23 protein-coding genes are annotated in these 23,843 nt (G+C 28.4%); 1 reads left to right on the top strand and 22 read right to left on the bottom strand.

The genetic code is table 11. The features are described 5' to 3' along the window. Positions 1-20: 20 nt before the first annotated feature. The 22 genes from GPX08_RS09465 to GPX08_RS09360 form a co-directional block, all read right to left on the bottom strand. Entirely contained in the window at positions 21-323 is a 303-nt protein-coding gene (locus tag GPX08_RS09465; RefSeq protein WP_156626570.1) for a PTS lactose/cellobiose transporter subunit IIA, read from the bottom strand. A gap of 489 nt (positions 324-812) precedes the next feature. Then, the gene (locus GPX08_RS09460; protein WP_156626569.1) at positions 813-1,517 is read right to left on the bottom strand and encodes an MgtC/SapB family protein; all 705 of its coding nucleotides are present in this window, start codon (positions 1,515-1,517) and stop codon (positions 813-815) included. 179 nt (positions 1,518-1,696) lie between these two features. Further along, complete coding sequence (locus GPX08_RS09455; protein WP_156626568.1) at positions 1,697-2,680, bottom strand: PHP domain-containing protein; 984 nt, start codon at positions 2,678-2,680, stop codon at positions 1,697-1,699. Continuing rightward, entirely contained in the window at positions 2,667-3,137 is a 471-nt protein-coding gene (locus tag GPX08_RS09450) for a hypothetical protein (protein ID WP_156626567.1), read from the bottom strand. The genes GPX08_RS09455 and GPX08_RS09450 overlap by 14 nt, the downstream gene beginning before the upstream one ends. A gap of 25 nt (positions 3,138-3,162) precedes the next feature. Next, positions 3,163-3,621, bottom strand: coding sequence for a hypothetical protein (locus GPX08_RS09445; RefSeq protein WP_156626566.1), 459 nt, complete (start codon positions 3,619-3,621; stop codon positions 3,163-3,165). Positions 3,622-3,711: 90 nt separating this feature from the next. Then, on the bottom strand, positions 3,712-5,592 hold the full coding sequence (locus tag GPX08_RS09440) for an HTH domain-containing protein (protein WP_156626565.1): 1,881 nt from the start codon (positions 5,590-5,592) through the stop codon (positions 3,712-3,714). Positions 5,593-5,727: 135 nt separating this feature from the next. Continuing rightward, the gene (locus tag GPX08_RS09435) at positions 5,728-6,837 is read right to left on the bottom strand and encodes a PTS fructose EIIBC subunit family protein (protein WP_156626564.1); all 1,110 of its coding nucleotides are present in this window, start codon (positions 6,835-6,837) and stop codon (positions 5,728-5,730) included. Positions 6,838-6,904: 67 nt separating this feature from the next. Further along, positions 6,905-7,213 carry a PTS fructose transporter subunit IIB gene (locus tag GPX08_RS09430; protein WP_156626563.1) on the bottom strand — a complete coding sequence of 103 codons (309 nt, stop codon included), beginning with the start codon at positions 7,211-7,213 and terminating at the stop codon, positions 6,905-6,907. Positions 7,214-7,668: 455 nt separating this feature from the next. After that, positions 7,669-8,649 carry an MsnO8 family LLM class oxidoreductase gene (locus GPX08_RS09425; protein ID WP_156626562.1) on the bottom strand — a complete coding sequence of 327 codons (981 nt, stop codon included), beginning with the start codon at positions 8,647-8,649 and terminating at the stop codon, positions 7,669-7,671. 204 nt (positions 8,650-8,853) lie between these two features. After that, a complete protein-coding gene (locus GPX08_RS09420) occupies positions 8,854-9,492 on the bottom strand; it encodes a nitroreductase family protein (protein ID WP_156626561.1) in 639 nt (212 codons plus the stop codon). Positions 9,493-9,566: 74 nt separating this feature from the next. Continuing rightward, positions 9,567-10,046 (bottom strand): Rrf2 family transcriptional regulator, encoded by a 480-nt coding sequence (locus GPX08_RS09415; RefSeq protein ID WP_156626560.1) that lies wholly within the window; start codon positions 10,044-10,046, stop codon positions 9,567-9,569. Positions 10,047-10,632: 586 nt separating this feature from the next. Next, a complete protein-coding gene (locus GPX08_RS09410; protein ID WP_136007378.1) occupies positions 10,633-10,785 on the bottom strand; it encodes a cytochrome C551 in 153 nt (50 codons plus the stop codon). Between the two features lie 393 nt (positions 10,786-11,178). Beyond that, positions 11,179-12,630, bottom strand: a complete 1,452-nt coding sequence (locus GPX08_RS09405; RefSeq protein WP_156626559.1) for a family 1 glycosylhydrolase — start codon at positions 12,628-12,630, stop codon at positions 11,179-11,181. Positions 12,631-12,642: 12 nt separating this feature from the next. After that, the gene (locus GPX08_RS09400; RefSeq protein ID WP_156626558.1) at positions 12,643-13,494 is read right to left on the bottom strand and encodes an MBL fold metallo-hydrolase; all 852 of its coding nucleotides are present in this window, start codon (positions 13,492-13,494) and stop codon (positions 12,643-12,645) included. Between the two features lie 36 nt (positions 13,495-13,530). Next, the gene (locus GPX08_RS09395) at positions 13,531-14,907 is read right to left on the bottom strand and encodes a PTS beta-glucoside transporter subunit EIIBCA (protein WP_156626557.1); all 1,377 of its coding nucleotides are present in this window, start codon (positions 14,905-14,907) and stop codon (positions 13,531-13,533) included. A 122-nt stretch (positions 14,908-15,029) separates the two neighbouring features. Then, a complete protein-coding gene (locus GPX08_RS09390; protein ID WP_156626556.1) occupies positions 15,030-16,805 on the bottom strand; it encodes an HTH domain-containing protein in 1,776 nt (591 codons plus the stop codon). 267 nt (positions 16,806-17,072) lie between these two features. Beyond that, positions 17,073-17,621, bottom strand: a complete 549-nt coding sequence (locus GPX08_RS09385) for an NADH peroxidase (RefSeq protein WP_156626555.1) — start codon at positions 17,619-17,621, stop codon at positions 17,073-17,075. A gap of 241 nt (positions 17,622-17,862) precedes the next feature. Further along, positions 17,863-18,813 (bottom strand): ABC transporter substrate-binding protein, encoded by a 951-nt coding sequence (locus tag GPX08_RS09380; RefSeq protein WP_156626554.1) that lies wholly within the window; start codon positions 18,811-18,813, stop codon positions 17,863-17,865. 164 nt (positions 18,814-18,977) lie between these two features. Further along, positions 18,978-19,733, bottom strand: a complete 756-nt coding sequence (locus GPX08_RS09375; RefSeq protein WP_156626553.1) for an ATP-binding cassette domain-containing protein — start codon at positions 19,731-19,733, stop codon at positions 18,978-18,980. Continuing rightward, entirely contained in the window at positions 19,730-20,683 is a 954-nt protein-coding gene (locus tag GPX08_RS09370) for an iron chelate uptake ABC transporter family permease subunit (RefSeq protein WP_156626552.1), read from the bottom strand. Before GPX08_RS09370 ends, GPX08_RS09375 begins: the two co-directional genes overlap by 4 nt. Further along, positions 20,683-21,618, bottom strand: a complete 936-nt coding sequence (locus GPX08_RS09365) for an iron chelate uptake ABC transporter family permease subunit (protein ID WP_156626551.1) — start codon at positions 21,616-21,618, stop codon at positions 20,683-20,685. The genes GPX08_RS09370 and GPX08_RS09365 overlap by 1 nt, the downstream gene beginning before the upstream one ends. A gap of 537 nt (positions 21,619-22,155) precedes the next feature. After that, a complete protein-coding gene (locus tag GPX08_RS09360; RefSeq protein ID WP_156626550.1) occupies positions 22,156-22,947 on the bottom strand; it encodes a GTP pyrophosphokinase family protein in 792 nt (263 codons plus the stop codon). Between the two features lie 155 nt (positions 22,948-23,102). Between GPX08_RS09360 and GPX08_RS09355 the strand changes: the two genes are divergently transcribed. Further along, a complete protein-coding gene (locus GPX08_RS09355; RefSeq protein WP_156626549.1) occupies positions 23,103-23,843 on the top strand; it encodes a DUF2225 domain-containing protein in 741 nt (246 codons plus the stop codon).

Here is a 23,843-nt window from a genome sequence, read left to right as displayed (position 1 = left end):
CCTTTTTATTAATTTAATAATTACTTATTTTTATACATTTCTATAAATTCTTCAGTAATTGTTTCAAATAGTATCGCATTCATCATAGTATCTTGAGCATGCGATAATAATATTGAAAACTCTGGTGTTTTACCTTCCGTTTCTGCTACTATTAACTTAGTATGTACATTATGTGCTTCCATTAATGTATCTTTAGCTTTTTGAAAAGTTTCTTCTGCCTTTTCAAACTCTCCTTTTTTAGCAAAGTTAATTGCTTCTCTCATTGTTGCAAATGCATCTCCTGCATAAGATATTATTGAAAAACTAATCTCTTCATAATTCATACTCTACTTCCTCCTAAATGCTTAGTTAATTGTTTGTTATCTCTTTCTTGATTTAATCTTATATCATCTGAAAACGTATAACAATTATTTAAAATAGTAACTTTTTCTTTCGAAACCTTTATACATGGAACTTATTTTATTAATTAAATTTCAAAAAGTTTCACTTCCGTACTTGTGATTATTCTTTCATATTTATCCTAAGCTTTATAAAAACTATATTTTCTATTAAAATCACTTATTCTACTTTATAAAAGATCTATTTTTAAATATACTTTCCATAAAAGCTTTATATTAAATCTATAAAGGCTACTACTTTTATTCACTATTTAATTTAACTATCCATTAGGGTGAAAATAGGAATATAATTTATAAATCTAAATCTTCCATTTTTTTTATCATTACTCCCTACAATATAACTGTACTTCTTATATGAAATCACTTCAATTTCTTTAATAAGTCTTCTAGGTGACATTTCTATTACATTAATTTTTAACTAATCTTTTTAACATTTTGTATATTTTCATTTATTATCAAATTATTTATAATATCATTTATGTGAACATACCTTGGAACAGAGATTTTGCATATCATCGATTTATACCTATACCCATCTTTTTCCTCTTCTTTATCCACTTCTAACTTAATTGGTCTTATATCTTTTGAATTAAATATTCTAGTTATATACTCTAATGTTTCCTTATCATTTTCATATATAATTTCAAGTTCTACATATCTAGCTCTAGTTATAAACTTCTTTTGAAATCCCTTTAGTGCAGACAGCGTTATTACAATAAATATTCCTCCAATTATGCTTATATTGTAATATCCCATCCCAATTGCTAATCCTAAAATTCCTACTACCCATAAAGATGCTGCTGTTGTTAATCCCCTAATCGCTCCCTTTGAATGCACGATTGTTCCAGCTCCTAAAAACCCAATACCAGTAACTGCTTGTGCTCCTAATCTAGCATAATCTACTTTTATAACTTCTGCTAATTCTGGTTGTAAAGTAACTAATTGCATTGCATTTTCTGCCATAGTTAATTGTATTAAAGAAACTACAGTTGTTCCCATACAAACTAATATATGTGTTCTAAAGCCTGCCGGCCTATTTTTATTTTCTCTTTCATATCCAACTACCCCACCTATTATTATTGCTAATATAAACTTTAATATTATTTCCTCATTTCTCATAATTCACCTCAAAAATATGGAGCTGTCGCACAATGAAAAATTAAGAATGAATAATGAAAAATTAATGAAAAAACTCCCGAAGGAGTTTTGAAAAGAAATTAATTTTAGTAATTCTTCATTTTTAATTTTTAATTCTTAATTTAGACTGTTTGTACGACAGCCCCATTTATTTCTATCCTCTATTTAAAGTAAATTGGATTAGTAAAGGAAATTATGATTTCTTCATTGTCAATATTCCTATAGAGTTCTCCTCTAATCCATTTAAATTCAATATTCTCCAATCTAACCTCTACTTTATCCTTATTATTAATAATGTTGCTATAAACCTCACCATTATTAGTTACTAATTTTATAATATATTTATCATCATCATACTTATAATTGGTCTTTACTTTACTTTCATTAATCATTATGGTTATATCCATATCATTAATCTGATCTTTATTTATAGAATCACCAATATAATAACTATTTTTATCAATATTACATATGATATCTAAGAAGTATTCACAGCCAACAGAAATTTTACCCTTTTTAATTGAATTTATACCATCAAACTTCTCATTATCCTTATGCCCTAGATATGTACATGAAATATATTTTTCTGTCCCATTTGTATGATGCCAATCCCTACCTGATACTGCTGATATCTTATATCCCTTATTTAATAAACTTGTCCACCAATCAAAAGCCTTCTTATTTATATAATTTTTTCCAGGTAAAAGACCTGACCAAACTTCAATATAATCAATATTATTATAATCACTAATTTTGTATTCAAAATGTGAACCTGTGGAAATAGGACCACCTATTGAAAAAGGATGTGCTATCCCAATTAACTTCACATCATTTCGTATATTTTCAATTTTTTCATTTATATTGTCTAGATTCACATCTCGCCATTCAACATATTTATTTAATCCTAGCAGCAATATATGTCCATAAAATGTTGTCCATTCCATTCCTGGTATAATATCTATTTGATACTTTTCACTCATATTGTCTAGCATATTAAATGTAGAAATTGTATTATGATCAGTCATAGCAAATCCATAAAGATTTAATTTTTTTGCCTCACATGACAACTCTTCTATGGTCTGTTTGCCATCACTATGATTTGTATGTGTATGTAGCTCGTAAGGTAACCATTTAAACATAATCATCCTCCAAATCTACAACAGTTATTTTATATTTACACTCCTCAGTAACTAGTGCATGAACACTAACTGTCATTATAAATTCACCTTTTGGAATTACTCCCTTAATAAATCCAGGAGAAGCTTCATCTTTACTTAATATATGTTTTTGAACTTGATCTCTTCTGTGTGCCATACCTCTAAACCCATTTGAATCATCAATAGAAATAGTTATATTGTTCTTTATACCTTTATACTTTTCCCATGACTTAAGCTCACGTATTCTGTCTTCTCCTTCAGTATATTTATTTATTGTATCAACAATTATTTCTTTTTCTCTCTTATGATCTTCTATATATTTTGGTCCATACTCAAATATTACTTGTAACTTATTATATTCTTTAGCTAAGTTTAAATTATGATAAGTATGACAATTTAAATTTTCCTTAGTCAATGTATTTTCTTGCTGAAAAATAACATTCATAGCCCCTCACACTCCCAATAAAATTCTAATCATTATTTATTATGCTTGTTATCTCTTTTAACATTTCCTCTGTAGTTGTTATACTCAATAATTTCTTTGTAAACTCTTTATTCATAAGACTTCTTGCTATTTTGGATAATAATTTTAAGTGGGTAGTACCTTCTTCTTCTTCTGGTACTGCTAAACAAATTGCAACTTCTATAACATCATCATCATCTATTCCACCCCATTTAACACCTTCAGAAAACTTTTGTATAAATACAGATGCCTTTTTTACTGCAATAGATTTACAATGTGGAATTGCTATCTTAAATCCTATACCAGTGCTAAACTCTTTTTCTCTCTCTATTAATCCCCTATAAAACAAATCTTTATTATCAATACATCCTACATTTAAAGCCATTTCTCCAAAATTTCTTAAAGCTTCTTCCTTAATGGTACTTTTATTTATAAACTTTATATTTTTTTCTGTTAATTCTATCATATTTACCTCCAAATATTAGTAAATCTCTTTAATTTATCTTAATAGGTCATATAAGCTTTCTTCGAATTAGTAGACAAATGTTTATTACAATTATTGACTAATTACATTAACAAACTCCTCTAAGCTATTTGCCTCAATTAATTTGTTAATCTTTTCTTCACTAGCTGTATTCCTATTTATTAAAGGAAATAGTATTCTTTCTATACCTATCTTAGGATTTATACAAGATATTATCACAACCCTTACTTCACCATTACCCCACTTAATAGGTTTCTCTAAGGTAACTATAGCCCCTATACTCTCTCCATTTTTTATACAGTGTGGTAATCCAACATTGTTGTTTATAATAGTTTCTGATAACTCTTCTCTTCTCATAATATCTACTATTTGATTATCTGTAATATATCCTTTTTCTAACATATGTCTAAATACACAATCTAAAAGTTCTTCCTTATTATTAAACCTAACTTTGTTGAAAAATAAATCTTTCGGTATCTTGTTAAAATAATACTTTCTAACCTTTATTTTATTTACAATATCCTTTATTTTATTGATATCGTCTTCAATTAAATCATGTCTAATTTTAACTAAAGGCTTCTTAAATAAAGTATTAGTTAAATTTGTAGTACTAACTAATAAATCATATTTATCTTCATTAATAGCTGAAAGCATATAACTCGGAACTGTATGCACTATTTCTACTCCTGATAACTTTTCCTCTAGTTTAGACTTAACTAATTGAGAAAAACCTATACCATTCTCACAAATGACGCATATCTTGATTAAATATCCAAAATTCCTTTCATTTGCAGCAGCAAAATGTAATGCTATAAACCCAATATCATCTTCAGATAGAGATACTTTCATCTTCTGAAGTAAAATATCTCTACAAATTAGTGCACAATTATACGATTCAATATATTTACTTTTTATCATTTCTAATATTGGATTATCTAACTCAACTCCCATTGAGTATCTTCCTAAAGAAGAATGTATATGGGATGCCAAGCCATTAATCAAATGTAAGTCATCTGTATAATCTATTTTCATAACATCTTTTATTTTCTCGATACATATAAACATTAAATCTATTATACTTTCATTATTAACTTCTAATCGTTCACCAGATAAATATAAACTATTATTATAATATGAATTACCTAGTAAAGATGATAAATATATATACTCCTCCATTGGTGAATCCATATTAAAATATGAGAATATTTCTTTAACCGCTGTTATAGTATTTTTATCTAATGTAAAAATTTCTTGATTTTCTAATATAATAAGGTTATTACTCTTAATTCTTTCCATATTTACAAATACAACTTTAGTTATATATTCTATATAGTTGTCAGATTTATATATATTATTATTCATTAATATAGAAATAACTTTTTCCTTTACACTCTCAAATTCTTCTAACCTCATATAGAAATACTCTTGAAATAATCTTTTATTATTAATAATATTTTCTAAGTATGCATAAATTAATTTTCTTTTATCCCTTTCACTACCTTCAACAAAATATCCATAATAGGGCTTATTTTTTAACTTCAAATTATATTTTTTAAGTATTTTTTTTGAATATAAAATTTCTTTACTAATTGTTGACTTACTTATATATAAACGCTCTGATAATTCATCCATTGTAATATTTTCATTTAAAACTAAAAATATTGCTATTATATCTGGTCTTGAACTCTGTTCTCTATTTGAACAAATCCCCAATTCTTTTCCAATAACCTTATTATTAAATATATCTTCATTTATAACTGTCAATATATATCCTTTATTAGAACTTACTATTCTATATCCAAAATCATCATTATCAGATAATAGCTCTTTTAAATATCTTTTTATAGTCCTCGTACTAGTTCCAAGCAGTTCTGCTAACTCTTGACTTGTTACGAAATTTCCATCATTTTCATATAACGTATTAATAATTAGCTTTTTCCTATCTACTGCCACTTCAAACCCTCCTAATATTTTCTTAAATTATATAAATTAGTAATACTAGGATAACTTATTAACATCATAATTTCAAAAATAGAGTTGCCTGAAACAAACAACTCTTTTTTATTTAATTCTAAGTTTTAATTACTTTTATTGTTCTACAGCCATTTTTCTTTGTTCTTTTTTATATAAATAATTTCTTCTAAAAATCATTCCTAATGCAACTATCATTACACCTGTTGCTAATGAGATAAAGAATCCTCCTAAATTAGTTACTAAAGGATATCCATAAAATCCACATGGTACACCCGCAAATGTATGACATCCAAAGTTATATGCCATAGCAGAACCAACTGCTGCACCTGTTACAGTAACTGGTATAGTTCCTAATGGATCTGAAATTGCAAAAGGTAAAGATCCCTCTGATATTCCTAAGAAACCTAAAATCATACATGGAGTACCACTAGTTTTTAATTGTGGTGGGAAAACTCTCTTTCCAACAACATACTTATCTATAATAGTAGCCAAACCTATACCAATTGGTGGTATTATTCCGCCTAACATATTAGGCACGTATGTAAAATTAGTATCAAAATATAATTGCTTTGATATAGTTGATGCTGCTCTTGTTACTGGACCACCAAAGTCAAATCCAACAGCTCCCCCTAATACAGCAGCTAATGCTGTATTACCAGCTTGTCCTATAGTGTTAACTAACCATGTACATCCATAAGTAAATCCTTGCCCGATTGGCCCAACTACATATCTACTCACTATAGCTACCGCTAAACAACCAAATACTGGCATTATAAACATTGATTTTACACCAATATATTGCCTTTTAATCTTTATATGTTTATTCATAAATGTGATTAGGTATCCTGCAAAGAAACCAATTAATAATGCTCCTAGAAAACCTGATTTCATATTATGAGCTAACATACCGCCAAGTAAACCTGGTGCTAGTGCTGGTCTATCTCCAATTGAAAAAGCAACAAATGCAGCTAAAATCGGATACATTAAATTCATAAAGTTTCCACCAGCAATCTTGTTTAACCAAACCATACACTTTACAAATTCACTACTAGATGTTTCAAGTAACTCTAAATCTCCAGGATTAAATCCAAAAGCTTGACCTGCTAAAGATGCAATACCAAGTATAGTACCAGAAGCAACAATTACAGGAATCATATATGATATTCCAGTTAACATATGCTTCTGAACTTCTGTTAACTTTTTATCAAATTTTTCTTTATTCATTTATATACCTCCCAAGCATATACAATCAATTCTTGTATCAATAAAATCCTTTTAATATCAGTAATTATTACCCAATTTTTTCTTTTATTATTTCATCAATTCTTGCAATTGTTGTTTGAAGTGGTACCTCTATTAACTTATCTTTATAATCATCAAATCTTTCACTTTCTCTTATTTTTACTGCTGCAGTTATTATTATTAAATCAGCCTCTTTAATATCTTGCTCAGTCAATCTGTCTTCAATTCCTATAGATCCTTGTGTTTCAACCTTATAATCATACCCCATATTCTTTGCTGCTTGCTCTATTGCATCTGCCGCCATATATGTATGGGCAATTCCTGTTGGACATGCGCAAACTCCTATTACTTTTTTCATAACATTTTTCCTCCCTTTATATAACATTTTTAATATAGATTTAATATTATTTTTATGCAGTTAATTTGTTTATTTCTTACTACACCTAAATCTTATCACCCTAAGTAAAGCATTTCAAACCTCATATTATGTTATTCAGAGTGACAATTCAATATTTTTATATTTAAATAGAATAGGAAGTTGAACTAATTTCTATTTATTACTTAGACTAGTCTTATATCAGTATTTAGAGCACGAAAAGTCCATTTCTACCAATTACATCATCAATGATTTTACATTTCCTAGCTTCTTTATTGTAGTAAAAGTTTATATTAATTCTCTTTGTCATAATAATTCACCTTAATTTTATATAGTAAATTATTCAAAAACTTAAAACTATTCATATAAAAAAGGTGCTGTCGCACAATGAAAAATTAATGAAAAAAACTCCCGAAGGAGTTTTGAAAAGAAATTAATTATAATAATTCTTTAGCTAATAATTTATATGTCCTAAGTTTTGATTCCATTGAATAATTTATTCCAACAATCATAGCCTCATCAATGCCATACTTTTCTTCATTACTTCTTAAAATATCTGCAATTTCCTTTGAAGATCCTACTAACATACGATTGCGATTAGCTTGAATTCTCATCTTATCAATTTCACTATAAGAATGACTCAATGCCTCTTCTGGAGATACAAGAAAGCTTGAAATACCTTTTTCTATATTTAAAAACATTAAATCTAGACTTGCTGCTTCAAACTCAGCTTCTTCCTTTGTTTCTGCTACTACAACAGAATATCCAACATTTATTTGTGGCTTTTGCATAAACTCTGATGGAATAAAGTTTCTTCTATAATCATCAAAAACAGATTCTAATAATCTCCCCCCAATAAAATGTGCATAAGAATATCCAAGTCCAAGCTTTCCTGCTTGAACAGCACTATTTCCACTTGAACCTAACATCCAAGCCTCAGGAAGGGGTGAGCCTATAGGTGCTGCAAAAGCCTTTTTATTTGGGTGATTATTACTAATATACATTAATGTTTCTGATATTTTACTATATAAGTTATGCATTTCTGGATCTTTTCCTTGAGATAATGCAAGCATAGATGCATAATCCCCACCAGGTGCACGACCAATTCCAATGTCTATTCTATTAGGATTCAATGTACTAAGCATATTAAATACTTCTGCAACCTTATAAGGAGCATAATGCATTAACATCACCCCACCTGTTCCAACACGTATATTTTTTGTTACAGAAGCTATATGTGCTACTAATATTTCCGGAGCTGTACAAGCTAATCCTTCACTAGAATGATGCTCAGAATACCATATTCTATGATACCCTAATTCATCTGTAACCTTAGCTAACTCTATTGTATTATTCATAGTATCAATAGCTGTATTTCCCTTTGATATTATACCTTGATCTAAAACACTTAATTTCATATTTAAACCTCTCCTTCTATTTAAATAGCTATTGCTATTAATTTTTTATAATATAGAAAACACCCTATAGATAGACATTCTCATCTTGTCTAACTATGGGGTGAATTTTATATTAATAAACTATAGTCTACATCTAAATAATTACTATTTCATAGTTTCTAAGCTTTAATCACCTCAGACTTAAAAAACTCTAGATTACCAACTTTACTTCCACTGTGCAATTTGGTCAACTGGGAGACGTACCGATTTAAAGCCATTGTCAGCTGATTTACCAATTGAAATAAGCATAACTGGAACATAACGATCTTTATCTAAATCGAATACTTCTGCAATCTTATCCTTCTCATAACCACCTATTGGACATGTATCATATCCATGTGAACGTGCTACAAGCATTAATTGCATAGCTACAAGACCACCATCAATTAATACTGTCTCTTTATTTACTTGTGGATCTACTGTTGCTGCATGTGCTGTAATACCTCTTATTTGTTTTTCCTTAACTTCTATAGGCATATATCCAAGCTCTACAGCCTTACTGTAAATTTCTTCACTATAATCAAAATTCTTAAGATCTCCAAATATAGCTATTACTGCTGAAGATGTTTTAACTTGAAGTTGATTAAAACTTGCAAGTGGCGCAAGTTTTTCTTTCCCTTCCTTGCTTTCAATTACAAGAAAACGCCATGGCTGCATATTAAGTGAAGAAGGTGCAAGTGTTGCTTCTTCAAGTATTTCTGCCATCTCTTCTTTGCTTATTTTTACAGATGTATCATAGGTACGAATTGAACGTCGTCCTCTTAAAATTTCATTAAAATCATTAACCTCTTGTGTATTTCTCATATTTGTAATCCCTTCTTTTCATATTATTTATAAAATTTCCTTAATGTCACCTTGAGTTTTGTATAATGCTTTTATTACAAAACCATATTTTCTTTTATCCATTCTTCTAAGAATTGTACTTTAGGCTTAAAATCATTTTTCATTTTTTCATATAAGGATGCTATTGTTTCACCCTTAAGTACAGACTTCCAAGACTCCTCAGCTTCATTCATTAATCCTGTTAGTAAACACCCACAATCTTCATATTCTAATTCAAGCATATCATTTAACACACCTCTAGAATAATAAAGAGATTGCTGTCCTTCTATAGCAAGATATATATCATATATCCTAATATCTTCTGGTCTTTTACTTAATCTAAATCCGCCCTTAACACCTGGTACAGAAATAATTAAATCTGCATTAACTAACTTTCTTAATAATTTTTGAAAATATGTTGAAGAGGCACCCAATTGCTGACTGATTACTTCTCCTGGTAATACAGCCTTATCTGGTAACATATTCAAGATAAGTATTGCATACACAGACTGTTCAACCCCAGTTTTCATCTTCATTATAAGCACCACCTTTATACATACCCTTTTTATAATTTTTATTTATTTTAGATAATTCGGATAATTATTATCCACTTTAGTTTATCATAAAGTGTATTTCAAAGTCAACTTTTCCATTTTATCAATTATATTCTCTTACTATCATTATTTACATTAGTGTCAATTGCTATAGAAAAAGTCTCAAGAAAAGTAGCCCCAATAATACCTTAACTAAATAAATACTTCTGTAATTAAGTTACATAAAAAATATTAGTTTTAATTTAATATAGTAAATACATAAAATTTTATTTATATAATAAGGAGAGTTTTAGTGATGATAAAATATATTATTGCTCCAATTATTGGCGGATCATTAGGTTATTTATATTATAAAAAAATTGGTTGCGCTAGTGGAACATGTCCAATAACTTCGAATCCATATGCTTCTATCATATACGGGTCTATAATGGGTCTATTATTTGCTTCTTAAAACTATATCAATAAGTATATTAATATACTAAAAAAACAAAAGGGCTGTCTCACAAACAGCCCAAATTAAGAATTAAAAAAGGTTGTAGTATAAACTACAACCTATAACAATCTAAAATTATCTTCTATTTTGTTCTTTTCTTGCTCTTCTACAAGATACGCATCTTGTTGGCTCGTTTTCGAATCCTTTTTCTTTATAGAATTCTTGCTCTCCTACTGAAAATATGAATTCGCTTCCGCAATCTCTGCATGTTATTGTTTTATCTGACATAAATAGTCCTCCTAAAATTAAAGATTCTAAATTGATATAATAATCTCTAAATTATGAGAAACTATTTACCTAAATGAAACTTTTTATTGTTAGCAACTTTGCTACTCATTTATAATAACACACCTTTTGTTCAATAACAACCTTTTTTGTAAATAATTTTTCTTACAACCGATTTTTAACAAGAAAAATAGCCTTTAGCAAGGTATATAAGCACCTAAAACTATACTCCACACTTCTAATTAAACCACTTCTACATTCACTACATTTTCATTATAGTTATACAAGAAAAGGAAGTCATAATCTGATCTGCTCCTCTATAGTTACAGCTTTATTATTTAAGCTATCTACTATAAAGAGATCTTATCAAATCTGACCTCCATTTATCATACAATCCTAGTCTAAATCTTCACCATTAGTTTCTATAACTTTTTTGTACCAGTAAAAACTATCTTTTCTTATTCTTTTATAATCGCCTGTTCCATCATCATGACGATCTACATATATAAAGCCATATCTTTTATACATTTCTCCAGTACTTGCACTTACTAAATCTATAGGTGCCCATGAAGTGTATCCAATTAAATCTACTCCATCAGCTATAGCTTCCTCCATAGCTTTTATATGATCACGCATATAGTCAATTCTATAATCATCATGAATCTTACCATCTTCCACCTTATCAGGTGCACCTAGACCATTCTCTACTATCATTAATGGAATTCTATACCTATCCCACAACTCGTTCAATGTGTAACGTAATCCTTCTGGGTCTATTTGCCATCCCCATTCAGATGCCTTTAAATAAGGATTTTTAACTCCTCCCATTAAATTACCACTTACTTCTTCTACATCATCTTGTACACTAACACAATTTGACATGTAATAACTAAAGCTATAAAAATCTACTACACCTGCTTTAAGTAATTCAATATCTCCTTCTTTAAATTCTATATTTATATTATTTTCTTCCATCCATCTAAAGATATAAGAAGGATATTCACCACGAACTACTACATCACCTGAAAACTTATTAAGAATTCTATCTTTACGTTGACATTCCAATACATCCTTCGGATTACAAGTTAATGGATATTGAGTTATATGACCAATCATACATCCAACTTTGTTCTCAGGATCAATTTCATGTGCTGCAATTACCGTAGCTGCACTAGCTAAAAATTGATGATGTAAAGCTTGAATTTGCTCTTGCATAGATACTTTCAAATCACCTTTGGCTATATCTTCTTTGCTATTTAAATCTTCTTTATTTATTAATCCTAATGACTTATAGGCTCCCATTTGTAAAACGCCAAAATTAATTTCATTAAAAGTTAACCAGTACTTTACTTTTCCTTTATAATATTTCATAACAGTCTTTGAATATTTTACAAAAATATCAATAGTCTCACGACTTAAAAAACCATTATATTTTTTTACAATTTCCCAGGGAATATCAAAATGGCTTAAAGTTACTATGGGCTCTATATTATATTTTTTACATTCAAGAAATATATTTTCATAGAATAGTAAGCCTTCTTTATTAGGTTCTAAGTCATCTCCATTTGGAAAAATCCTTGCCCAACTAATGCTCATTCTAAAACATTTAAATCCCATTTCTCCTAATAATGCAATATCCTCAACATATTTATTATAAAAGTCTATTGCATTATGACTAGGATAATATTCACTTTCATTAATAACTGGCGTAAACATTCTAGGCTTTGATGCAGTTCCACCCTTTACAAAATCCTGAATTGTTAAACCTTTGCCCCCTTCTTTCCAACCACCTTCACATTGATTAGCAGAAATGGCTCCTCCCCATAAAAAACTTTTTGGAAATCCCATGATTTCACCTTCCTATCTTTTGATTTTCCTTCCAATATACTCACTTAATCTATCATCTGAATAAATTAAATTTACGCTTTTATAAAAATGTTGATAACCATTCCCCATAAAAGATCTGAATTCTTTATCATTTTTATAATTATCTATTAATTCTCTTTCAAGACATTCTATCTGATCTTCCACATATGTAATATCTATAGGTGATTTTCCGTGTGCTGGGAAAATATCTTTTATTTCTTCTTTATATTTCATAATCTTTTTTAGACTATTTAAAGCTGTTGAAAATGGTGCTTGGTGATCCCTTGTTGCAAAATACCAAATATTATGCCCTGTAACTTGATCTCCACTAAATAGTCTTTTATTTTCCTTATCTAAAAGCATAATATGACCATAGCTATGCCCAGGTGTGTGAATGACTTCTAACTTCTTATTTCCAAGATCAATTACATCATTATCCTGTAAAAAATGTGGAGTTACTTTATTTAGAATTCTAGTCTCTATAAACTCTTCTTTATTTATTACTTTTCCTAATGACGGCATTTTATTAATTCTATATTCAACAGCTTTTGTTCTAAGTTCTGAATTATCATTCCATAGTAATTTTCCATAGTCTAACTCATGAATCCAAATCTCATCAAAATGCGAACTCCCTAACCCATGGTCTGGATCACCATGACTTAATACTAACATAATTGGTAAATCTGTGATTTCACGAATTAAAGGTTTTATATCTTCATAACCATATCCTATATCAAAAACTAATGCCCTCTCACTACCTATTATTAAATAGCAATGTACACTCTCTGTTTCTGTAATTACGTATAAATCATCGGATAATTTTTTTATTTTATTTAATTCTGACATTTTGTCACCTTCTTAAATTCTTGTAATATCATATTCCTACTCATAACAGCTATCATCAAATCCAATTAACCATGTTGCTGCAAAACTTACTACAATAGTTAAGATTATTGCTATAATTGCAAAATAGAAATTAGTCATAGTTCCATCAGGATTTAGGAAAATAGGCATAGTAAAGAATGATGGTGCTCCAAAGCTATATACACGTACACTAAAAATTGCGCAAAATACTGCATTTACAACACATGCTATCCAAGTTGCAATTAATGGCTTTTTCATACGTACAGAAATACCATATAATGTAGGTTCTACAACACCAGCTAAAAATGATGTTAATGCACAAGAAGATGCTAATGTACGTAAGTTTGAGTTTTTAGTTTTTATCATACATGCTAATGCAACTCCAAATTGAGAAAAATTCATACCAATAAATGCTACAAAAAGCATATTGTCATATCCTACAGTGCTAAACATTGTCATAACTAATGGTATAAGTGCTAAGTGCATACCTGTTAGTACTAATAATGGTACAAGACTTCCTATAACTAATACAGATGCCCAAGGAGCAACATTATTTATTGATGTCATTAATTTACATAAAAGTTCTCCAAGGTAACTACCAATTGGACCTGTTACACATAACATAACTGGAATCATTATTATTAAAGAAAGTAATGGTCTAAATACAAATTTAATTGAACTTGGTACTATTTTATCAACTAATTTTTCTACATAACTGAAAGCAAATATTGTTAATATAATGGGAATTAATGTAGATGTATAATTAACTGTTCTTACTGGAAGTCCAAATAAATCTACATATGATCCAACTTCAGTAAGTCCTATTAATACTGGACTAATCATTATACCCCCAAGAAAAATACTAATCATAATATCAGTACCAAATTTTTTAGCTGAAGTATAGGCTAAAAGTATAGGTAAAAAATATAGTGCTGCATTTCCAACCATATTTATAATAGTGTAAGTACTACTTTCTGGATTTAATCCAAACCTTGTTAAAATTACAAGTAAGGCTGAAATCAAACCACTACACATTATTAATGGTATAGCTGGTCCCATAATAGCAGATAAAACATTTAATAATTTTGAAAAAATGTTTTGCTTATTAGACTCTATTTTTTCAGCTGAATCATTACTAGTACCTAAGTTATATTTTTTTGTTATTACATTAAATACCTTAGTTACATCATTACCTATAATTACTTGTATTCCTCCCACACTACTAACAGCACCTAATACACCATTAATTTTTTTTATTTCTTCAAGGTCCACAACATCTAAGTTTTTAAGTTCTGTACGTAACCTAGTTGCACAGTGATAAATTTTTGTGATATTTTCTGGGCCACCTAGCTTCTCAACTATTTTCTTTCCAAGCTCATCATAATTTTTACTCATAATTTATCTTCTCCGTTCCTCTTAATTATTACGTTTACATTTGTATTATAATATTAAAATTCCCCATAAGAAACTTGGTCTTTTTCGCTATTAATAGCGAAAAAGACCAAGCTACAATATATTTACACATATGAATTTAATATTGTTTTTACCAAATCAAAAAACTTCACCATATCCTCATCGCCTCCATAATGAACAATAAGTAGTTTTGAAATTTGCTTTCTCTTATATGTAAATGCGTTTTTTACTATAACCTCTTTAATACTACTTTCTTTTGTTCTAGAATGTGATGTTACACATAAAATTTTACTTCCTATACTCTCTATTGAAACTTTATTATCCTTATTTACTTTAAATCTTCTTAATAGATTATCTAATGTTATCTCTTCATCTTTTTCAACCCCATAAAATTCACGTCTAAAATATCTATCATACATTTCCTTTACGTTATTATCAGCTTCTACCTTTTCTATATCTTTTATTTTTTTTCTAATGCTTTCTATTTCATCTGATATTATAAATTGATTAATAAGGAAAAACCTTTTACTTTTTAATGCTAGTTCTTCTTCTGTTGTTATAAATAGCTTATATTTAGAAATATATTCTTTTTGTTTTTGTTTAAATATGTATAACGGTATAGTTTCAATTTCAGTTATTCTTTCACCAATGTAATACTTTAAGTATTGCTGCAAATTATATATAATTGATGCACTCTTATCACTAACAAGAAGAAGCTTAACTTTCTCTCTATTCTTCTCTATAGCTGCTGTAAGATATAAAACTAAATAATCTAATTCAGATTCTGGAATGTCAAACCCTAAAATTGAGCATAGACATGTTTTTAATAAATGTTGCTCCAATGGATATCTAATAGAAAGCTCTTTTGTATAGTTTCCAATGTTAGTTCTTCCACTTAAAATCCTTTTCTTCATACGCATAATATGATTAGCTATGATATCAATTAATTCCTTATCCATATTGAAGTTATAGCCAGTTTGCATATATACTTCTTTTTCAAATCTATTTAAAGAGTCTATAATCATTTGATTTTCTTGTCTTTTCTTTTTTATCAAATTCAACTCTTGAACTCTTAATTGAATATAATATAATTCTGAATTGCTAAAGACATAATTAATTTTCTCTTTTACTTTTAAGGATATTTCAATCACTAAATCCTCAATATCAATATCGTTATTTTCTAGTTCTACTTCTTCAAACATTAACTTGGACCTAAGGATACTAATTGAAAGAAATCTTATAAAATCCTTATAAGATTCACCTGTAGCAATAATATCATAATCTATAAATAATTTAGATATTATATCACTTAATATTTCTTCATAATAATATATATTATTGAATTCATCTATTCCTAAAATAGTAGCGTAGTCTACTTTATTTTCCATAGCCTTCATACAAATTATTCTTTTCCTATTTTCAGAGGCTTGTATACGAATCCCCTTAGATGCTGACACTTCAATATTTACGCCTAAAGTTCTCTCTATAATCCTTCTAACTTGTGCTAAGTTAGTATTAATTGTAGATTTAGATAAAAATAATTTATCAGCTATGTCCCCAATTTTAATATAGTCTTTTTCAAAAAGTAGTAACATTAATATTTGCTTAGATCTCCCATAAACCCCCTGAGAATTTAGCTCTTTTTTATCCTCTGAATTTTGTATATCATTAAAAATTATGTCGGAACAATCTAATAAATATCCAAGCCTATTATTGGATAAAATTACAGGTTTATCTTGATACTGCTCATTAATTTTTTTAATATCCATCTGCAAGGTTTTCACACTTACTCCAATAGTTTCAGCTAATATTGAGCCTTTTACCCATTCTCCAGCTCCCTTTAAAGCTGCTATTATTTTAAACTGTCTTTCAGTAAACATAATTACACCTTCCTACAATAGATATTTCTCTGATTATAAAATAAACTTTTTATAATTTCTTTTTTAATTGTATCATGATTATTTAATTAATGTTACATTTCTTAATAATCCCCATTAAACCTCAAAAATAATTTTTCTATAAAAAAAGCTACCTAATAAGGCAGCTCCATAACTCTAATTTCAGAAATTCATCATTAATTATTCATTTTTCTTAAACTAAAAGAGGTTCAGTACAATATTGTACTAAACCTCTTTACTTATATAATCCTAGTTTTGACCGAAGTATCTGTCTAATAATCCCTTAAATGCTTGTCCGTGTCTAGCTTCATCTTTACACATTTCATGAACTGTGTCATGGATTGCATCTAAGTTTAATTCTTTAGCTAATTTAGCTAAATCCATCTTACCTTGGCAAGCTCCGTGTTCTGCATTAACTCTAGCTGTTAAGTTAGCCTTAGTATCAGCAACAACAACTTCCCCAATTAATTCTGCAAACTTAGCAGCATGTTCTGCTTCTTCGAAAGCAATTCTCTTATAAGCTTCTGCAACTTCTGGGAATCCTTCTCTATCAGCTTGTCTTGACATTGCTAAGTACATTCCAACTTCTGTACATTCTCCCATAAAGTTAGCTTGTAAACCTTCCATAACTCTTGGATCTACATCTTTAGCTATTCCTACTCTATGTTCATCAGCCCATGCTAAATCAGCTGATTGTTCTATAAACTTATCTGCCCCAACCTTACATACTGGACATTGTGCTGGTGGCATATCCCCTTCGTGAACATATCCACATACTGTACAAACAAATTTCTTCATTATTAAACTCCTCCTCTTTCACAACTAAATTTTCATTTACATATTTTAAATATTTGCTATAATTTTTCTTAGCGGTAATTAATCTTTTAATTAATAATTATTATCCGCTAACAATGATTATTATATAATAGTAATTATTGTTTGTAAAGAGGAAACTTAAAATTTTTTAAATAAAAAATCACCTGTAAATTTAAGACTGTTTAAAAGTCTCTTTACAGGTGATTTTAATCTTTAAAACTTCTTATTTAATTCCTACTGCTGTTTCCATATCTGAAATAATAGTATCTATTGCCATTATTCCACTTCCACCAACATACCATGCTTGTGGATCAACATATACAATATGTCCATCTTGATAAGCCTTAGTTGTCTTTACTAATTCATTTTCTATAGCTTCTTTAACTGATGCTTGAGCTCCAGTTATAGCTCCTCTATCTAAAACAAGTAAGTAGTCTGGATTCTTTTCTTTTAAGTATTCAAATGAAATGTTTTGTCCATGGTTAGATGATTCAATATTAGCATCAGCTGGAGTAAATCCAAATTTGCTATAAACCATATCATATCTTGATCCTTCACCATAAACTGATAATGAACCTTCATTAAACATTGCCATTAAAGCTGTTGTATTATTTTCTTTTACCTTAGCATTTACTGCTTCTAATCTCTTATTGATGCTTTCTAATTCAGTAGTAACGCCTTCTTCTTTATCAAATATCTTACCTAAAACTTTAGCATTATTTTCTGCTGAAGCAAATATATCACTGTTAGCTGTACCTAAGTATAATACTGGAGCAATCTTCTTTAAATCTTCATAGTATGATTCTTGTCTACCTTCAATTATAATTAAGTCTGGTGCTGCTTCATTTATTTTTTCTAAGTCAAATTCTTTTAAAGAACCTAAATCAACATATTTTTCATCTTTATATTGTTCTAAATATGATGGTAGTGAACCCTTTGGAAGAGCAACTGGCTCAACCCCTAATTTAGTCATTATATCTAATGAACCATAATCTAATACTACTACATTCTTAGGGTTAACTGGAACTTCAACTTCACCCTTTTGATCAGTAACTACTACTGTCTTGCTTTCTTCTTGTGCTTGTTCACCTGAACCACCTTGAGTTCCACATCCTACGACTCCTACTGCTAATAACATAACCATACCTAAGATGGCTGCGATTCTTTTTTTCATTATATAATACCTCCGGTTATTTAATTATTAATTGATATTTGATAATTATTGATGTAATTTGTTCTAAGTTACTAAAATTTATTATTTATAAAGCTTGTATAAAATTTCTCTGTTTATTTTTTTAATAAATAGCTATTTAATTAAATAATTTAATTTTTATATTTTTAGAAATAAATACATATTTTTTGATTATCTACTTCTTTAATATTGAAATTCATATCATAAAGACGCTTTAAATTATTTTCAGTTATCATTTCTTCTGTTGAAGTATGATTAACTAATTTTCCGTCCTTTAGAGCTACTATTGTATCTGAATAACATGATGCAAAGTTAATATCATGAATTACTATTACTATAGTTTTTCCAAAATCATTTACCATTTGTCTAAGCATTCTCATCATTTCTGCTGAATGCTTCATATCTAAGTTATTTAGCGGTTCATCTAAAAGTATGTAATCTGTATCTTGAGCTAATATCATTGCAATATATGCTCTTTGTCTTTGACCACCACTTAACTCATCTATATATTTATCTTGAATATCTGTAAGCTTCATATAGCTTAAAGCATCCTCAATAAACTTTTCATCTTCCTTTTTAAGCTTTCCTTCACAATATGGGAATCTTCCAAAGGAAACTAATTCTCTTATAGTTAATCTTATATTTAAATTATTATTTTGCTTTAGTATTGATAGTTTTTTAGATAACTCTTTAGAATCCCAAGCTTTTATTTCTTTTCCATCTATAAAAACTTCACCTGAATCAGCATCTAAAAGCCTTGAAATTATTGATAAAACTGTACTCTTACCAGCTCCATTAGGTCCTATAAAAGAAGTTATCTTTCCTTCTTCTATATTAAAAGAAACATTATCTACAACTTTTTTACTTCCATAACTTTTATTAATATTTTTTATTTCTATCATAGCTTACTCTCCCTTAATAATAGATTTATAAAGTATATTCCTCCGATAAAATTAATTACTATACTTATAGTTGTAGTAAAGTTAAATACTCTTTCTACTAAGAACTGTCCTCCTACTAAAGCAATTATGCTAATAAGAGTTCCAACTATAAGAAGGACTGAATGTTTATAAGTTTTCGTTATTTCGTAAGTTAAGTTAACAACTATAATTCCTAGGAAGGTTATTGGACCAACTAAGGCTGTTGATAATGATACTAATATTGCTACTATTACTAATATCTTTTTACTAAACTTATCATATTCTACTCCTAAGTTTACTGCTTGTTCTCTTCCTAAGGACATAACATCTAGCTTATTAAAATCCTTATATAGTAAAATTGCTATTATAGCTAGTATTATTACTGAAACTACTAATATCTCCGTATTAACTAAGCTAAAGGAAGCAAATAATTTTGCCTGCAAAGCATCAAATTCATTAGGATCTATAAGAACCTGCATAAAAGATGACATACTTCTAAATAATGTTCCAACTACAGTACCTACAAGTAGTAAGAAAAATATATTGTTTCTTCCACTCTTAAGAACCACCTTAAATAAAATCATTGCTAAGATTACCATTAAGGTTCCTGATACTAAAAAGTTAACTGTTTTATTAACCATAAATATTGATGTTGATCCAAAGATAAATACTACTATGGTTTGTACTAACCCATATAATGAATCTAACCCAATAATACTTGGTGTTATGATTCTGTTATTAGTTATTGTCTGGAATAAAAGTGAAGCTACTGAAATAGTGCTTCCAGCTATTAGAATCCCTAATACTTTTGGAATCCTAAGAGATAAATTAAATCTATAGTTTTTTGCATTTAATCCCCATACTACAAACAATACTAAGAATGTTATTGCAAGCACGGACATTATAATTATTTTTTTCTTATTATTTCTCATTATTTATTCCTCCTAAATATTAGATAAAGGAATATTACAGCTCCAATAACTCCAATAGTTAAATCTATAGGGATTTCATACGGTGCAATTATTAATCTGCTAATAATATCACAAGCTAGTACAAAACTTGCACCTAGGAGAGCAACTATAGGCATATTTTTCTTAAGGTTGTCCCCTTTCCATATAGAAACTATATTAGGTATTATAAGTCCCACAAAAGGAATACTACCTACTGTTATTACAACTAACGATGAGATTAATGCTACTATTGTAATTCCTATGTTAGTAACCCTCTTATAATTTAATCCAAGGCTTACTGACATTTCCTCTCCCATACCTGCTAATGTAAATTTATGTACATACGAAAAAGCTATAATTACTAAGGGAATACTCAAATAAAGTATTTCATAGTTTCCTTTTAAAACAGTTGAAAAGTTTCCTTGTAAAAAGGCTCCCATACTTTGATTTAAGTTGTATTTATATGCAAAGAAATCTGTTATCGATCCTATTACATTACCAAGCATAATACCAACAAGTGGTATAAATATTATATTCTTTATTTTTATCTTCTTTAGGATAGCCATAAATATAAATGTTCCTACTAAAGAGAATATAAATGCTAGCATCATTTTCTGAAATATATTAGCTGATGTAAATAATATTAAAGAAAATAGAACTCCAAGTTTTGCTGAATCTACTGTTGCTGCTGTACTAGGTGATATAAATTTGTTATTACTTATTTGTTGCATAATAACACCACTTATACTCATTCCTACCCCTGCCACCAATATACTTAAAAGTCTTGGTAATCTACTTATCATAAGGATTTCTATATCCTTAGACTCCATATTTAGAATGTTTATTTCTGATACTCCGATAAAGATTGATATCACTGATAGTATTATAGTAATAATCAATAAAGATTTTTTAGTCATATACTCACTCCCGCTATTTGATAATCCGTATCAACTGAATACTATTATAATTGATAAAGATTATCATTGTCAATATATTTAATTATCTTTTTGTACATTTTTTAGAAACATTTTCTAATAAGTGAAATTCAATTAATAAAAGAGGCAGTATCAAATTAATTTTTTAATTTGATACTGCCTCTTTTATCTATTATTTTACTATTTATATAAATATAATTCTCGAATCTTTTTTAGTGATCAGTTTTTACTTTGATTTACTGCATGACGTGATATTTTCATATAATCATCTACTTCACTTACCGATAAACAGTATATATACAATAAATTTATAGTTTTTGGTTTACTTTAAATTTACTTATAAAAAAGATACTATTTCGTTATGCTTATTGCGAAATAGTATCTTTTTTAATTCTCAACCAAAGAAAAAAGTATGCATCCTAGTCAAACCTATACTACTTTTTCTTAAATTTCTTTTACATTATTATTCTTTTCTCATTATTAATTATTAAGAGTAAAAATATCAGCAAACTGATATTTTTACTCCCTATATTTACTTACTTCTTTTTTTACTAGTACTAATAAATTATTAAGTTCATTTATTTCGCCATCTTCAACTAACTTGTTTAATGAACTTTCAAATCTACTTGCTTCAGCGCTCTTCCCATAAGATCTTAATACCAATATGTTATGCATTATATTTGAAATTATATCTGATTTAATTTCAAATAACTTTTGGGCATCTTTTATTTCATCTTTAATATCTAGCATAAGTTCATCTAGTTCAAAGGCTGCATCTGCTGCTTTTTTAAGCTTTTCTCTTACTACATCTGGTAATTGCTTTTTATATTTATAATTTAGTGAATGTTCTATTGTAGCCCAGAAATTCATAGATAAAGTTCTTATTTGAAATTCTGCTAATATCTCTAGTTGTTCTTCAGCCATGTTAATAGGATACTTTATTACTATATGATAACTTCTATATCCACTTTCCTTAACACCTCTAACATAGTCTTTTTCATAAAGGATTTGCATATCACGCCTTCCCCTTAATATTTCAACCACCTTATCTATATCGTCTACAAATTGACACATAATCCTAATTCCAGCTATATCTTCAACTTCATATTTAAGCCTATCTAAAGGAATTTCGAATTTATTTGCCTTTTCTAAAAGGCTAGATAGCTCTTTAACTCTACCTGTTACAAATTCTATAGGTGAATATTCATTTCTTTTTCTATATTCCTTTCTTATGCTTCTAAGTTTAACTTTTAGTTCTTCTACCGCCTGTTCATAAGGCATGAAAAATTTTTTCCAATCATGATTAACCATATTCATCACCCTTTTCAAACTTCACCTTAATCATTATATCAAAAATCTAAAAAAGTGTAATTATATTATTGAATTATTATTTAAAATTCATATATCTACATTTAATGCTATATTATGCTATAATTAGATATGACTACAAATTTGAGGTGATACATATGATAAATACTAATATAGATAAACGTAATGAGACTATAAATACTAAAGAATCCTCATCTACACTCGATAATGATACTAAGAAAATTAATAATTTATTTTTAAAGGAAGTTAATTGTCCAATATGTAAAAATTCCTTTAAAACACCAACAATGAAAGTTAATGCTCCAAGAGTTGCCTCAAGAGACTCTGATCTTTTTATTAGATATGTTGAGGACAACCCTTATTTTTACGAAGTATGGATTTGTCCATTTTGTGGGTATGCTGCTTTAAAAACTGATTTTCCAAAGCTTAGAAATTTTCAAGCTAAATTAGTTAAAGAAAAAATTACTCCAAAATGGGTTAATAGAGAATATGCTCTACCTTTTAATGAAAGTATTGCAATAGAAAGGTACAAGCTAGCTCTAGTGAATTCTTTAATTATTGAAAGTAAGTCTAGCACTAAGGGAATAATTTGTTTAAAAATAGCTTGGATGTATAGACTTCTATTAGATGAAACTAATGAAAAAAATTACTTAAAACAATCTTTAATTGCACTTGAAGATGCATATACAAATGAGAAGCTACCTATTTACGGTCTAGACAGATTTTCCATTATGTATCTTATTGGTGAATTAAACAGAAGAATTGGTGAAGAAACATTAGCACTAAGATGGTTTTCAGAAGTCATTACATCTATAGGTGCTCCACAAAAAGTAAAAGAAATGGCTCGAGATAGTAAAGATAAAATTAGGAGGTACTAA

Source organism: Clostridium tertium (genome assembly GCF_902652255.1).
Lineage (GTDB): Bacteria > Bacillota > Clostridia > Clostridiales > Clostridiaceae > Clostridium > Clostridium tertium_A.
Note: the sequence above shows the minus strand (reverse complement) of the source record. Positions and strands in the feature narration are given on the sequence as shown.